The 13521-nt window shown below is 72.7% G+C and carries 10 protein-coding genes; all 10 read left to right on the top strand.

Going from position 1 to position 13521, the window contains the following annotated elements; genetic code table 11:
• The first annotated feature begins 34 nt into the window (after positions 1-34).
• The 10 genes from FRAEUI1C_RS23805 to FRAEUI1C_RS23765 all read left to right on the top strand — a co-directional run bounded on the left by FRAEUI1C_RS23805 (position 35) and on the right by FRAEUI1C_RS23765 (position 13484).
• Entirely contained in the window at positions 35-1150 is a 1116-nt protein-coding gene (locus FRAEUI1C_RS23805; RefSeq protein WP_013425906.1) for an OmpA family protein, read from the top strand.
• A 388-nt stretch (positions 1151-1538) separates the two neighbouring features.
• Entirely contained in the window at positions 1539-1736 is a 198-nt protein-coding gene (locus FRAEUI1C_RS37695) for a (2Fe-2S)-binding protein (RefSeq protein WP_013425905.1), read from the top strand.
• Positions 1737-1810: 74 nt separating this feature from the next.
• A complete protein-coding gene (bfr, locus tag FRAEUI1C_RS23800; RefSeq protein ID WP_013425904.1) occupies positions 1811-2299 on the top strand; it encodes a bacterioferritin in 489 nt (162 codons plus the stop codon).
• A 204-nt stretch (positions 2300-2503) separates the two neighbouring features.
• Complete coding sequence (locus tag FRAEUI1C_RS23795) at positions 2504-7051, top strand: PAS domain-containing protein (protein WP_232425105.1); 4548 nt, start codon at positions 2504-2506, stop codon at positions 7049-7051.
• Between the two features lie 531 nt (positions 7052-7582).
• Entirely contained in the window at positions 7583-8767 is a 1185-nt protein-coding gene (gene urtA / locus FRAEUI1C_RS23790; RefSeq protein ID WP_269724366.1) for an urea ABC transporter substrate-binding protein, read from the top strand.
• A 39-nt stretch (positions 8768-8806) separates the two neighbouring features.
• Positions 8807-9685 (top strand): urea ABC transporter permease subunit UrtB, encoded by an 879-nt coding sequence (urtB, locus tag FRAEUI1C_RS23785; RefSeq protein ID WP_013425901.1) that lies wholly within the window; start codon positions 8807-8809, stop codon positions 9683-9685.
• Entirely contained in the window at positions 9682-10929 is a 1248-nt protein-coding gene (gene urtC, locus FRAEUI1C_RS23780) for an urea ABC transporter permease subunit UrtC (protein ID WP_013425900.1), read from the top strand. The genes urtB and urtC overlap by 4 nt, the downstream gene beginning before the upstream one ends.
• Positions 10929-11789 (top strand): urea ABC transporter ATP-binding protein UrtD, encoded by an 861-nt coding sequence (gene urtD / locus FRAEUI1C_RS23775; protein ID WP_013425899.1) that lies wholly within the window; start codon positions 10929-10931, stop codon positions 11787-11789. The genes urtC and urtD overlap by 1 nt, the downstream gene beginning before the upstream one ends.
• Positions 11790-11859: 70 nt before the next feature.
• Positions 11860-12567, top strand: a complete 708-nt coding sequence (urtE, locus tag FRAEUI1C_RS23770) for an urea ABC transporter ATP-binding subunit UrtE (RefSeq protein ID WP_013425898.1) — start codon at positions 11860-11862, stop codon at positions 12565-12567.
• Positions 12568-12647: 80 nt separating this feature from the next.
• The gene (locus FRAEUI1C_RS23765) at positions 12648-13484 is read left to right on the top strand and encodes an SAM-dependent methyltransferase (protein WP_013425897.1); all 837 of its coding nucleotides are present in this window, start codon (positions 12648-12650) and stop codon (positions 13482-13484) included.
• Positions 13485-13521 lie beyond the last annotated feature (37 nt).

Here is a 13521-nt window from a genome sequence, read left to right as displayed (position 1 = left end):
TCGCTCATCCGGATTCCCAGCTCGGAGTCGGTTCATGGTCCTGTCCGCGGTGACGCAGCTGAAGCGTCCCCGACCGGTCGCGTTCGCCGTCTCGCTGCTGCTGACCTGGTTGGTGCTCGCCCTGCTGGCGGTTGGTCTGCGGCGTGGGCCGATCGAGAAGGACCTCTCCCAGCGGGCGAACGAGGCGGTGCGCCAGTCCGGCGCGTCCCAGGTCGTGGTGACGGTCGCCGGCACCGCGGCCACCCTGCACGGGGACTTCGCCAGCGTCGCGGCGGCCGACGCGGCCCTGCGCGCCGCCCGGGTGGACGGGGTGAGCTCGGCCCGGCTCGGCTCGGACGCGCTCGTGGCCACCAGGCCGGCCCAGCCGGTCGTGCTGACCGTCGAGCAGGGCCGGCTGACGGTGCGGGCGACCGTGCCGGACCGTACTCGGCGCACCGCCCTGCTCGACGCGGTCGTCGACGCCACCGGCGGGCAGCTGACCAGCGACATCGCCGTCGACCCGCGCGCCGCGCAGCCGGCTGTCCCGGCGCTGGCCGGCCTGGTCACGGCGTTGACCCGGGCGCCGGGGACGCACACCCTCACCCTGGACGGCGGCCACCTCGTCCTGACCGGCACGGTCGCCAACGAGAGCGGCCGGACGAGCCTCGGCGCCGCCGTGCTCACCGCGGGCCGCGTCGGCGGGACCAGGATCGACCTGGACAACCGGCTCGTCGTCGCCACGGCCGCGGCGCCGGGTCCCCGCTCCCCGGACGCCGGGGCGGCCGGAACGGGCGGCGCCCAGGGGCCTGGCGGCGACGCCGCCGCGCTCGCGGCCGCCGCCTCGGGGCACCCGGTGACCTTCGCGTCCGACAGCGCCGTGCTGTCCGACCGCGACCGGGCCGCGCTCGACCTCGTCGCCGCCGCGCTGCGGGCCGGCACCGCCCCGGCGCTGGTCGCCGGTCACACCGACAGCACCGGGCCCGCGTCCCTCAACGAGGCCCTGTCGCTCGGGCGGGCCCAGGCGGCGGTCGGCTACCTCGTCAGCCAGGGCGTGCCGGCCGGGCGGCTGCGGGCCGTCGGCTACGGCGCGAGCCGCCCAGCGGCCGACAACGCGACCCCGGCCGGCCGAGCCGCCAACCGCCGCGTCGAGATCGTCACCGACGCCTCCTGACGCCCGCCGTCCGCCGCCGGCGCCGTCTCCGCGGCCCGTTGGCATGATCGTCGTTTTGACCTTCAAATGGTCACAAAACCGCTGCGGTTACGGCCCGGCGAGGGCGAAAGCAGCGATCTTGCTGGTCCTGGGGCGAGGCCGGCGCGGCGCCTCGGTCGGTGGCCCGTACTGGCTTCCCCGCCACCCGTTCCGCCGGGCATGCCGACGGGGCCTGACTGTGAGCTGCGCCGCTACTTAGGCCGCCTTGTGTTAGGGCAGCCTAACGTGGCATTCTGTAGCTCTTAGGGAAGCCTTAGCTAAGCGATGTTGGTGGCTAGGAAGTCCTGCGCCGAATGAACTTGCCTGGTCGCGAAGATATCGCCGGGCCCGTCCGCGTGGTGAGGGTGCAATGCTGGTCTGCTCGTGCTTTGCTGTCTCCGACCGGACGCTACGGAAAGTCATTGAGTCGGGTGCGCACGACGCCGATGAGGTCGGTGAGCGTTGCGACGCCGGCACTGGCTGCGGGGGATGCCGCGAAGAGATCGCGGACCTGCTCTCCCGTCATCTCCGTGAGATGCCGGTCGCTGGCGCTGCCTGGGCCGCCTGACGGCTCCGGACCTGGCCGACCGGCGACGACCACTGCGGAGCGTCGCGGCGGCGTGACGACGAGTGGAGGCCTGGGTGGTTCGTGGTGACGACGAGGTTGTCGAGATCCTGAATGCGGTGCTGACGAACGAGCTCACCGCGATCAACCAGTACTTCCTGCACTACCGCATCCAGGAGCACTGGGGATTCCACGGGCTCGGGCATCACTACCGCGACGAGTCGATCGACGAGATGAAGCACGCCGACAAGATCATTCATCGGATTCTTTACCTCGACGGCCACCCCAACCTGCAGCGGCTGCACCCGCTGCGCACCGGCGAGAACGTGCCCGAGATGCTGGAGCTCGACTACGCCCGCGAGCTGGAGAACGTCGAGACCCTGCGCAAGGGCGTGACCCTGAGCCGGAGCAAGTCGGACTTCGGCTCCGCCACCCTCCTCGAGTGGCTGATCTCCGAGGAGGAGGAGCACATCGACTGGCTGGAGGCCCAGCTGGAGCTGATCCGCCAGCTCGGTGCGCCGCAGTACCTGGCCGAGCAGATCCACGAGCACGGCTCGGGCGACTAGGGGACGCGAGACTCCCTGGCAGGCGGCCTGTTCCGCAGGGTCCGGAACCCCTAACGGAATGTACTCGGACGACTGCCGCTAGACTGCGCAGCGGAGGGCCTGGCCAGCGCCGACGCGACCCACCAGATCGGCCTTCGCCGATCCAGCAGGGCGCCCGGCACGACCCAGGCCGACAGCTGCGTGGGAGGTGCGTTGGTCGCCGGGGTGACAGGGCTGGTGGCCGACGCCGTCTCGGCGGGCCTGCTACTGGTGAACACCGAGGGCCGGGTCGTCTGGGTCAACGCGGCGCTCGCGGGGGTCGTCGGGCTCGCGCCGGCGGGCCGCGAACCGGCCGTCGCGGACGGCGAACGCACCGGCCCGAACCCGGCCAAGAACACCGGCCTGAGCGTGTCGGCCGGGGAGCCCGGGCCGGGCCCGGCCGCTGGAGACCCGAGCCCGGACCTGGCCGCAGCGAAGGCCGGCCCGGATGTGGCCGCCGTGAACCCCGGCCCGCGGCCGGCCGCCGCGGCCACCGGCCTGAGCGTGTCCGCGGGAGACCCGGACGCGACCCCGGGCGGGGCGGGCAACAGCCGGGCCGACGACCGGTTCGCCGAGCGGCTGGGTGACCCGCTGCCCGAGTCGTCCCGTGCGCTGGCGCGCCGGGCCGTCGCCGAGGCGCGGCTGCCGCTGTCCGGGCTGGTCGTCGGCGCTGGTCCGGTCGACGTTCCGTGGATCGGGCCGGACGGCGCCGAGCGCCGGCTACGGCTGCGCTGCCAGCGGCTCACCCCGCCCGGCGACGGCTGGGCCGACGGCCTGGTGCTCTACGAGGTCTTCGACGTCACCGACGCCTACCCCGCTGTCGCGGTCACCGCCGCCGGCTGGGCCGCCCCGGCGGGCGGCGGCGACGAGGCGTGGCGCGGCACGCCCGAATGGGACCAGGCGGCCTGGGGCACGCCGGTCACCGACGACACGGTCATGATGGCCCGGCCGGTCGTCCCGCGTCCGTCCGTCCTGCCGCCCGGTGAGGCCGAGCCCGACTCGGCGCCAGCCGCCGCCGAGGCCGGCCAGCAGGTCATGCTGAACCCGAGCGCGAGCGGGGCCGCGCTGCTGCTGCTGTCCGGCCCGGACCGTCTCGACCGCATCGAGGAGCTCACCCGCACGGGCACCTGGGAGTGGGACCTGATCGCCGGCTCGGTCAGCTTCTCCCGCAACCAGCTGAAGCTGCTGGGCTTCCGCGGCGGCGACGAGATGGACCTGGACCAGATCGAGCAGCTGCTGCCGCCCCTGGACATGCGCACGATCCGGTCCGCGGTCGCGGCCGCGATCCGGACGCCCGGTACCTTCACCTACCTGCACCGGCTGCGCGACCGGTTCGGCCAGGGCGAGCGGGTCTTCGAGTGCTTCGGGGAGGTCATCACCGACGACGCCGGCACCCCGGCCCGGGTGCTGGGCACCTCGCGCGACATCACCGACCTGCACCGCGTCCAGCAGGAGCTCGCGCACCTCGCGGAGCGGGACGCGCTGACCGGGCTGTTCAACCGCCGGGCGATCAACAAGGCGCTGCGCGACCACCTCGCCGCGGCCCCCGCCGGCCGGTCCGGCTCGCTCCTGATCATCGACGTCGACCACTTCAAGGACATCAACGACCTGCGCGGCCACGCCGTCGGCGACATCGTCATGCGGGGCCTGAGCCAGGTGCTGCGCGAGGAACTGCCCGACGCGGTGCTCGGCCGGCTCGGCGGCGACGAGTTCGCGGTGCTGTTGCGCGACGGTGACGGCGACGCCGGCCTCGCGGTCGCCGAGCGCGTCTGCCAGGCGGTCGCGCGGACGCCGGTCCCGGTCGACGAGCTGGCCCTGCGGGTCACGGTCAGCATCGGCGTGGTCCCGCTCGCGCACGTCGACAACGAGACCGCGGCGCTCGCCCAGGCGGACCTCGCGCTCTACGACTCCAAGGACGCCGGCCGCGACCGGGCCCGGCTGTTCACCGATGCCCAGTACTCCCAGGCCGAACGGCGGGTGTCGGTCACCCAGCGGGTCCGGGTCGCGCTGGAGAGCGGCACCCTCGCCGTCGACGCGCTGCCGCTCGTCGATCTCGGGGCCCGTCGCGTCATCGGTTACGAGCTGCTGGTGCGGCTGCGGGACGGGCTGCTGCCGGAGCTGTCGCCGCGGGAGTTCCTCGAACCGGTCGAGCGGACCGAGCTGGTGCTGCGGCTGGACCGGTGGGTCGTGGGCCAGGCGGTCGCCGCCCTCGCCGCCGACGGGCCGCACGGGTCGCTGTACCTGCACGTCAACATCTCCGCGCGCTCGGTCGAGGACCCCGGCTTCGGTGACTTCGTTCTCGACGCGTTGCGCGGCAGCGCCGTCAACCCGACCCGGCTCGGCCTGGAGATCGCGGAGCGGTCCACCCTGGTGAGCGTCGAGCCGGCCCGCCGGCTGGCCGAGAAGCTCACCGCGGCCGGCTGCCGGTTCATCCTCGACGACTTCGGGGTCGGGATGGGATCGGTGGTGCACCTGCGCACGCTGCCGTTCAGCGGCGTCAAGATCGACGGTGACTTCGTCCGGCAGGCGGACGAGAACGCGCAGGACATGGCCCTCGTCGACGCGGTGGTGCGTATCGCCCGCACCCTCGGCATGTACACGATCGCCGAGAACGTCGACCGGGAGTCCCTCGCCCGCGTCCTGGCCGACATCGGGGTCGACTACGCGCAGGGCTTCCACATCGGGCCGCCGCGCCCGCTCGCCGAGCTGCTGGCCGAGCGGCTGCTGGCTGACGAGGCGGCGGCCGGGTTCGACCACGCCGGCTGGGAGCAGGCCGAGCGGGACCGCGCGGCGTCCGAGCGCGCCGAGCTGGAGCGGGCCGAGCTCGAACGCGCGGCGCTGGACCGTGCCGATTATGAGCGCGCGGAGCTGGAGCGGGCCGAGCTGGAACGCGCGGAGCGTGAACGGGCCGAGCGTGAGCGGGCGGAGCTGGAGCGCGCCGAGTACGAACGGGCCGAGCTGGAACGGGCCGAGCTGGAACGCGCGGAGCGCGAGCGGGCCGAGCGTGAGCGCGCCGAGCGTGAGCGGGCGGACCTGGAGCGGATCGAGCGTGAGCGGGCGGAGCTGGAGCGCGAGCGGGCCGAGCGCGCGTGGGCGGCGCGGGAACGCGCCGAGGCCGAGCGGGCCGAGCGCGAACGGCTCGAACGGGAGCACGCGGAGCTGGAGCGGGCCGAGCGTGAGCGGGTCGAGCGGGACCGGGCCCGGCGCGACCGGATCGAGGCCGAGCGCCGCCGCGCGGAACACCGCGGCTCGGTGTCCTGGGAGAACCCAGGGTTCGATGACCTCGTCCCCGGTGGCACGGCCGGTCCACCGGCGCCGTGGTCCACGGGCTCACCCGGCTGGGAGCAGCCGGGACCGGGCCACCCCGCGCCGCCGCCCGCGGACCCGGCCGGCGGCGCGAACCGCGGGCGGCCGGCCGACGGCGCCGGCCCGACCGGCTGGACCGACGGGCCCGCCACCGTGCCTCCCGCGCCGCCGGCCTACCCGTCGATGGGGCCGCCGCCCCCGCTGTCTCCCAGTGACCAGGTTCCCGACTACCCCCCGACCGGCGGGTTCGCCCTCGGCGGCCCGCCGAGCGGCGGGCTGCGGATGCCCGGGGTGGATCTGACCGGCGGAGGGTACGGCACCGGCGGGTACGGCGGCTTCGCCCGCGGCGGCTACCACGGTGCGCAGCGCGGCGACGGCTACGAGGGCGGCGGCTACGGCGGCTACGACGCGTCGCGCCGCGACCCGCTCGGGCTCGACCGGGTGGGCCAGGCCGGCCGTGACCCGCTCTTCGGGCCGCGCGGCACCGTGCCGGACGGCGAACGGACGGCCACCGGCCCGGCGCCCGCCGCGCCGGCCGGCGGGTGGACCACGCCAGGCGCCGCCGGCCCGGCCCCGTGGGACATCGTGTCCGTCGGCGGTGTCGTCGCGGCCGGGCCCGGCGCCGGTCTGGGCTCCGGCGCCGGTCTGGGCTCTGGCGTCGGCTCCGGGGCCGACCAGGGCAGAGGCTCCGACCAGGGTAGAGGCGCCGACCAGGGCAGAGGCTCCGAACGGGGCAGCGGTGCCGACGGTGGCCCGGCCGTCCCGCGCAACGGGCTCGACATCGGCGGCATCGTCGGTCTCGGCGGCTTCGGTGGCGCGGCCGCCGCGTCCGACGACGACACGGACGAGCTCGACGGACCCGTTCGCCCGGCCCAGCCTGGCGGTCGCGGCGACGACGTGGCGCGTGGCCCGGCGGTCGGCGATGGTCCGGCCTGGCCGGGGCCGTACGACGGCTATGTCGGTTCGGTCAGGCGTCAGTGGACCGGACCCGAGCCCCACGGTGATCGTTCTCCTGGCGCTGGCGCTGGCGCTGGCGCTGGCGCTGGCCCTGGCCCTGGCGACGGCATGGACGAGCCGCGACCGCTCGACGAGGGCCGGGCCGGCGGCCGCGGCGCGCACCGGCAGCCGGACGCGCGGGGCGACGGTGGCCGGCCCGCCCGCCGCGGCGGGTCGCTGCCCTGGGGCCGGCGGCAGCCGGGCGACACCCGCGCCGCCGCGGCCGCGGCTCGGGCCGAGGCGGCCGGGTCGGCGGACGCCGTGGATCCCGCCGGCCTGGGCCCGGACGAGGACGAGACCCGGGTGGCCGGCGGCGAGCCCGCCAGCGGCGCCCCACGCCCGCCCGTCCGCGACGCGGCGGAGACGCAGGTCGTGACGCTGAACAACGGCGAGGCAGGCGGCCCGTCCAACGGGCTGTACCGCTGGCCGTAGCCCGGCCGATCCCGCCGGAGCGCGCCGCGCCCGCGGCGTGAGGCTGAGGCCCCGGCGGCGACCGATGGCCTCGTCGTGGGGGTCCGTGCCGTCCAAGGCCGTTGCCCGGACAGGGATGTGACCCACCCGACAGGCGCCGGCCGCGCGGCCCGGTGAACGAGTCCGTAACACACGGTGAACGAAGTCCGGAGTCGCCGCCGGATTTTCGGGGCCGTTCGAGAAATGGTCCGGAAACACCTGCTGCTGAGCGTAACAATCTCATGACGTGCTTCCCTGCGCGAGGCACGCCGACGGCTTCTGCCCTAGCGTATGTGTGTTCTTCTCGCATTCCTTGTCAGCGGGGGTGCGGTCGTTCGCCCGGCGCGTCGCCGGTGGCACCGGCCTGGAAAACACCGCTCTCGCCGGATTAACGTTCGCTTAACTCGGCGAGGCTGCCGCGGTAACGGGTCTCCCTAGACTGATCGTTACCAGCGTCCTAGGGAGGGCACGGAATTGTTTCGAAAGTCCTGGCGTAGGTTGGCGCCGCTCGCGGTGCTGCCTGCTCTTCTGCTCGCGGCCTGTGGGGGGTCGGGGGGATCGTCCGGCGGTTCGTCGTCGGACACCGTCAAGGTTGGCCTGCTGCACTCGCTGAGTGGCACCATGGCCATCTCCGAAGTCACGGTGAAGAACTCCGAGATGCTCGCGATCGATCAGATCAACGCCAAGGGCGGCGTGCTCGGGAAGAAGATCGAGCCGGTTGTCGAGGACGGTGCCTCGGACTGGCCGACCTTCGCTGAGAAGGCTCAGAAACTCATCTCGCAGGACAAGGTGGCCACCGTCTTCGGTGGCTGGACCTCGGCCAGCCGCAAGGCCATGCTGCCGGTGTTCGAGAAGAACAAGGCGCTGCTCTGGTACCCGGTCCAGTACGAGGGCCTCGAGCAGAGCCCGTACATCTTCTACACGGGCGCGACCACCAACCAGCAGATCATCCCGGCGCTTGACTACATCAAGGAGCAGGGCAAGAAGAAGATCTTCCTGGTCGGCAGCGACTACGTCTTCCCGCGTACCGCCAACAAGGAGATCAAGGCCTACGCGGCGGCGAACGGGATGACGATCGACGGCGAGGAGTACCTCCCGCTGGGGGCGACCGAGGTCTCGACGATCGTCAACAAGATCCAGCAGGCCAAGCCTGACTTCGTCTTCAACACGCTCAACGGCGACTCGAACGTGGCCTTCTTCAAGCAGCTGAAGTCGGCCGGCATCGGCCCGGACCAGATCCCGACGATGTCCGTGTCCATCGCCGAGGAAGAGGTCAAGGCGATCGGCACGCAGTACCTGGCCGGCCAGTACGTCGCCTGGAACTACTACCAGACGACCGACACGCCCGCGAACAAGGACTTCGTCGCCGCGTTCAAGGCCAAGTACGGCTCGGACAAGGTGACGTCGGACCCGATGGAGGCCGCGTACAACGCCGTCTACCTGTGGAAGGCCGCGGTCGAGAAGGCCGGGTCCTTCGACGTGGCGAAGGTAAAGGCCGCCGCCGACGCCGGTGGTATCGCTCTCGACCTGCCGGAAGGCCACGTCACCATCGACGGTGCCACCCAGCACGTCTACAAGACCGCCCGCATCGGTCTCATCGGCACCGATGGCCAGATCAAGGCCGTCTGGTCGTCGCCCGGCCCGATCAAACCCGATCCGTACCTGAAGAGCTACCCGTGGGCGGCGGGGCTCTCCTAGGCACCTGACGGGTCGACAAAGGGAAATGGTTGGGTTGACGTGAACGGGTTCCTGAACCAGCTGCCTATCGGGCTGAGTATCGCGGCCGTGCTGCTCATGTCGTCGCTCGGTCTGACCTTCACCTTCGGTCAGATGGGCGTCATCAACATGGCGCATGGCGAGTTCATCATGGTGGGCGCCTATACGACCTACATGCTGCAGAGCTGGGCCGGGCATGAGGCGGTGCTCGCCGCCCTGCCGGTGGCGTTCGTCGTGGCGGGCCTGTTCGGTGTGATCCTGGAGCGGACGCTGATCCGCAGGTTCTACGGGAGACCACTGGACACGCTGCTGCTCACCTGGGGGGTCTCACTGATTCTCCAGCAGCTGGTTCGGGACCTGATCGACAACCGCGGCGTCCAGGTCGTCGCCCCCGGCTGGCTCATCGGGGGCGCCGACTGGGGCGGCGTCCGGATTCCCTACAACCGGGTGTTCATCTTCGCCCTGGCGATCGTCTGCCTGGCGGCGATCTGGCTCTACATGAGCCGCACCCCGGCCGGCCGGCGGATGCGGGCCGTGATGCAGAACCGCGAGCTCGCGGCCTGCAGCGCGGTCCGCACCGACCGGGTCGACCAGCTGACCTTCTTCCTCGGCTCGGGCCTCGCCGGCGTCGCCGGGGTCGGCCTGACCCTGGTCGGCACGATCAGCCCGACCCTGGGCCAGCGCTACATCGTCGACGCGTTCCTCGTGGTCGTCGTCGGCGGCCTCGGCCAGCTGCGCGGGGCGGTGATCGCCGCCTTCGCGCTCGGTCTGCTCAACAGCTACTCGGAGTTCTGGACCAACTCGAGCCTCGCCAAGGTGATCGTCTTCGTGGTGATCGTGGCCTTCCTGCAGGCCCGCCCGCAGGGCCTGTTCCAGCTGCGCTCGCGGGCGCTCACATGAGCGCCCCGACCGAGGCCGCGGCGCCGGTCGTGGACCCGGCCCCGGGCGGTGGCTTGCGCTCGAAGCTGCTGACGGCGCGGGCCGGCTGGCTGTCCACGTTCGCCGTCGTGCTGGTGGTCGCGGCCCTCGCGCCGCTCTTCCTCGGCGCGTCCTACCAGCTGCCGCTGTTCACCAAGTACCTGTGCTACGCGATCATCGGGATCGGCATCGGCCTGGCCTGGGGCCAGGGCGGCATGCTGACCCTCGGCCAGGGCCTGTTCGTCGGCCTCGGCGGCTACGCGATGGGCATGTACCTCAAGCTGCACGACGCCGGCCCGGGCAAGGTCCCGGACTTCATGAACTGGAGCGGTGTCGAGAAGCTGCCGGCGTTCTGGGAGCCGTTCCGCAGCCCCGTGGTCGCGCTGGCCGCGGTGATCGTCGCGCCGGTTGTCGTCGCCACGCTGCTCGGCCTGCTGGTCTTCCGCCAGCGCGTCCGCGGCGCCTACTTCGCGATCCTCACCCAGGCCCTGGCCGCCGCGTTCGTGATCCTGCTCGTCGGCCAGCAGGGCTACACCGGCGGCACCAACGGCCTGACGAACTTCAGCTCGTTCTTCGGCATCGACACCTACGCCGACAACGGCCGCCGCGAGCTGTACTACATCACCGCCGGCGTCCTGCTGGTGATCTTCCTGCTGCTGCGCCTCGTGGTGCTCAGCCGGTTCGGCCGGCTGCTGCTGGCGATCCGGGACGGCGAGGACCGGGTCCGCTTCCTCGGCTACGACCCGACGGTCATCAAGACGATCGCCTTCGCGATGTCCGCGGTCACCGCGTCGGTGGGCGGCGCGCTGATCGTGCCGGTCATCGGCATCATCAACCCCGGCATGCTCGACATCGTCCCGTCGATCGAGCTGGTCATCGCGGTCGCCGTCGGCGGCCGGTACTCGCTGGTCGGCGCGGTCGTCGGCGCCATCGTCGTCAACTGGGCGAAGTCGACGTTCTCCGACGACTACCCGTCGGCGTGGACCTACTTCCAGGGCGCGCTGTTCATCGGCGTCATCGCCTTCCTGCCGCGCGGCATCTCCGGGCTGTTCTGGACGATCCGGGACAACGCGGCCTGGGCCGCCGGGCGGCTCGGCCTGCGGCTGCCGGGGGACCGCGCGGGCGCGACCTCCGGCCCGCCGGCCGGCATCCTCGACGTCGCCCCCAACCCGAGCGCGGTGCTGATCCCCGACCAGAGCACGTCCGGCGCGAAGGGAATGACCTGATGACCACCGACGCGCCAGCCCCCGACGCGCCAGCCCCCGACGCGCCAGCACCCGCCACGGCCGACGCCCCGGCGGGCGACGCGCTGCTCGCCGTCCGCGGGCTGCGGGTCGTCTTCGACGGCTTCGTCGCGATCGACGGCATCGACTTCACGGTGAACCGCGGCGAGCTGCGGTTCCTCATCGGGCCCAACGGCGCGGGCAAGACGACGCTCGTCGACGTCATCACGGGGCTGACGAAGCCGGCGAGCGGCTCGGTGACCTTCGCCGGCACGGAGCTGGTCGGCCAGCGCGAGCACCGGATCGTCCGGCTCGGCATCGGCCGGACGTTCCAGACCGCGACCGTGTTCGAGGAGCTGACCGTCCTGGAGAACATCGACCTGGCGGCCAGCTTCCGCCTGCCCGTCCCGGCGCTGTTCCGCCGGCGCAAGGGCGTCGGCGACCGGGTCGCCCAGGTTCTGGAGACGACCCAGCTCGCCGAGCTCGCCAGTCGCAAGGCCGGCATCCTCTCGCACGGCCAGCGGCAGTGGCTGGAGATCGGCATGCTGCTCGCCCAGGACCCGCGGCTGCTGCTGCTGGACGAGCCGGTGGCCGGCATGACCAAGGACGAGCGGGAGCGCACCGGCCAGCTGCTCCAGCAGATCGCCAAGGAGCACACGGTCGTCGTCATCGAGCACGACATGGAGTTCCTGCGCCGGTTCGCCCGGCTGGTCACCGTCCTGCACGAGGGCAAGGTGCTGATGGAGGGCACCGTGGCCGAGGTCCAGGCCGACCGGCGGGTCCAGGAGGTCTACCTGGGCCGCGCGTCCGAGGAGGCCGGCGGCCCCGTGGCGGCGGCCGCGGAGCTGGAGGCGGCGCCATGAGCCGGAGCGCCGGCCCGGCTGGCCGGCCGGAAGCCGCGGGAACGAACGAGCGAACGGAGCCCACGACACCATGACCGACGACCTGATGCTGAGGGTGACGTCGCTCGACGTCGGCTATGGCCGGGCGCAGGTGCTGTTCGGCGTCAACCTGGAGGTGCCGCGCGGCTCGCTGGTCTGCGTGATGGGCCGCAACGGCGTCGGCAAGACGACCCTGCTCAACGCCCTGCTCGGCGTGCTCAGCCCGTCGGCCGGGAAGATCGAGTTTGACGGCAAGGACGTCACCAAGGTCCCGACGTACTCGCGCGTCCGCCGGGGGATGGGGTACTGCCCGCAGGGCCACGAGACGTTCCCGCAGCTCTCCGTCTACGAGAACCTGCAGGTCACCTGGGAGGCCGCGAAGGGCAAGAAGGGCGCGATCGACGAGGCCCTCGACGTCTTCCCCAGGCTGAAGCCGTTCCTGCGCCGCCGCGCCGGGTTCCTCTCCGGCGGCCAGCAGCAGATGCTGGCGATGGCCCGCGCGCTGGTCACCGGCCCCCGGATGCTGATCCTCGACGAGCCCACCGAGGGCATCCAGCCGTCGATCGTCGCCGAGATCGAGGAGGTCATCGAACGCCTCCACAAGGAGGTCGGGCTCGCGATCCTGCTGGTCGAGCAGTACGTCGACACGGCGATCAAGCTCGCCGACAGCTTCATCGTCCTCGACGCGGGGCTCGTCGCTCACGCGGGCACCGCGGCCGACCTCCAGAACGCGGACCTCGTCCGCCTGCTGGCCGTCTGAGACACCCGGATCGGTCCGTCCCACTTCGTTTCGTCCGCATTATGATTGCGAAACCGGGTGATGCGGACAGTGGGGGGTCGGTGGCGGTGACGGAGCCGGTGAGGCTGGAACCGGCCCAATCGGTGGACCTGCGCACCGACGTCGCGCATTCGGCCCGGATGTACGACTGGTACCTCGGCGGCAAGGACAATTTCCCGGCCGACCGGCTGGCCGGCGAGAAGGTCCGCGAGGTGCTGCCAGCGGTGCCGCAGTCGGCCGTGCAGAACCGGGCCTTCCTGGTTCGCGCGACCCGGTTCCTCGCGCGTGAGGCCGGCATCCGGCAGTTCCTGGACATCGGCACCGGCATCCCGACCCGGCCGAACCTGCACGAGGTCGCGCAGGGCGTCGCGCCCGAGGCCCGGATCGTGTACGCCGACAACGACCCGATCGTCCTCGCGCATGCCAGGGCCCTGCTGACCAGCGCCCCCGAGGGCCGCACCGCCTATCTCGACGCGGACGTCCGCGACCCCGCGCGCATCCTCGCCTCGCCCGAGGTGCGGGAGACGCTCGACCTGACCAGGCCCGTCGGGCTGTCGCTCGTGGCGATCCTGCACTTCGTCGACGACGAGGACGGCGCGTACGACATCGTCCGGCAGCTGATGGCCGCGCTGCCGTCGGGCAGCTACCTGACGCTCAGCTGCCTGACCGCGGACTTCGACCCCGGCCCGGTGAACACGGCCGTCGGCGTCTACCACGCGCAGGGCCTGACCTGCGTCGCCCGCCCGCACGCCGCGACGCTGCGCTTCTTCGACGGCCTGGAGGTCGTCGCTCCCGGCCTCACCCCGACCCACCTGTGGCGGCCGGACGACCTCGCGCCGTCCCCGGAGGCGATCGCCGGCGGCAACATCATCTACGGCGCCGTCGCCCGCAAGTCGTAGCGCGCCAGCCGTTCCGGCGCGGCCGGTCGGGACCGAC

The sequence above is a fragment of the Pseudofrankia inefficax genome (genome assembly GCF_000166135.1).
Taxonomy (GTDB): domain Bacteria; phylum Actinomycetota; class Actinomycetes; order Frankiales; family Frankiaceae; genus Pseudofrankia; species Pseudofrankia inefficax.
The sequence above is the reverse complement of the archived record's forward strand: the minus strand, read 5'-3'. Positions and strand labels throughout refer to the sequence as shown.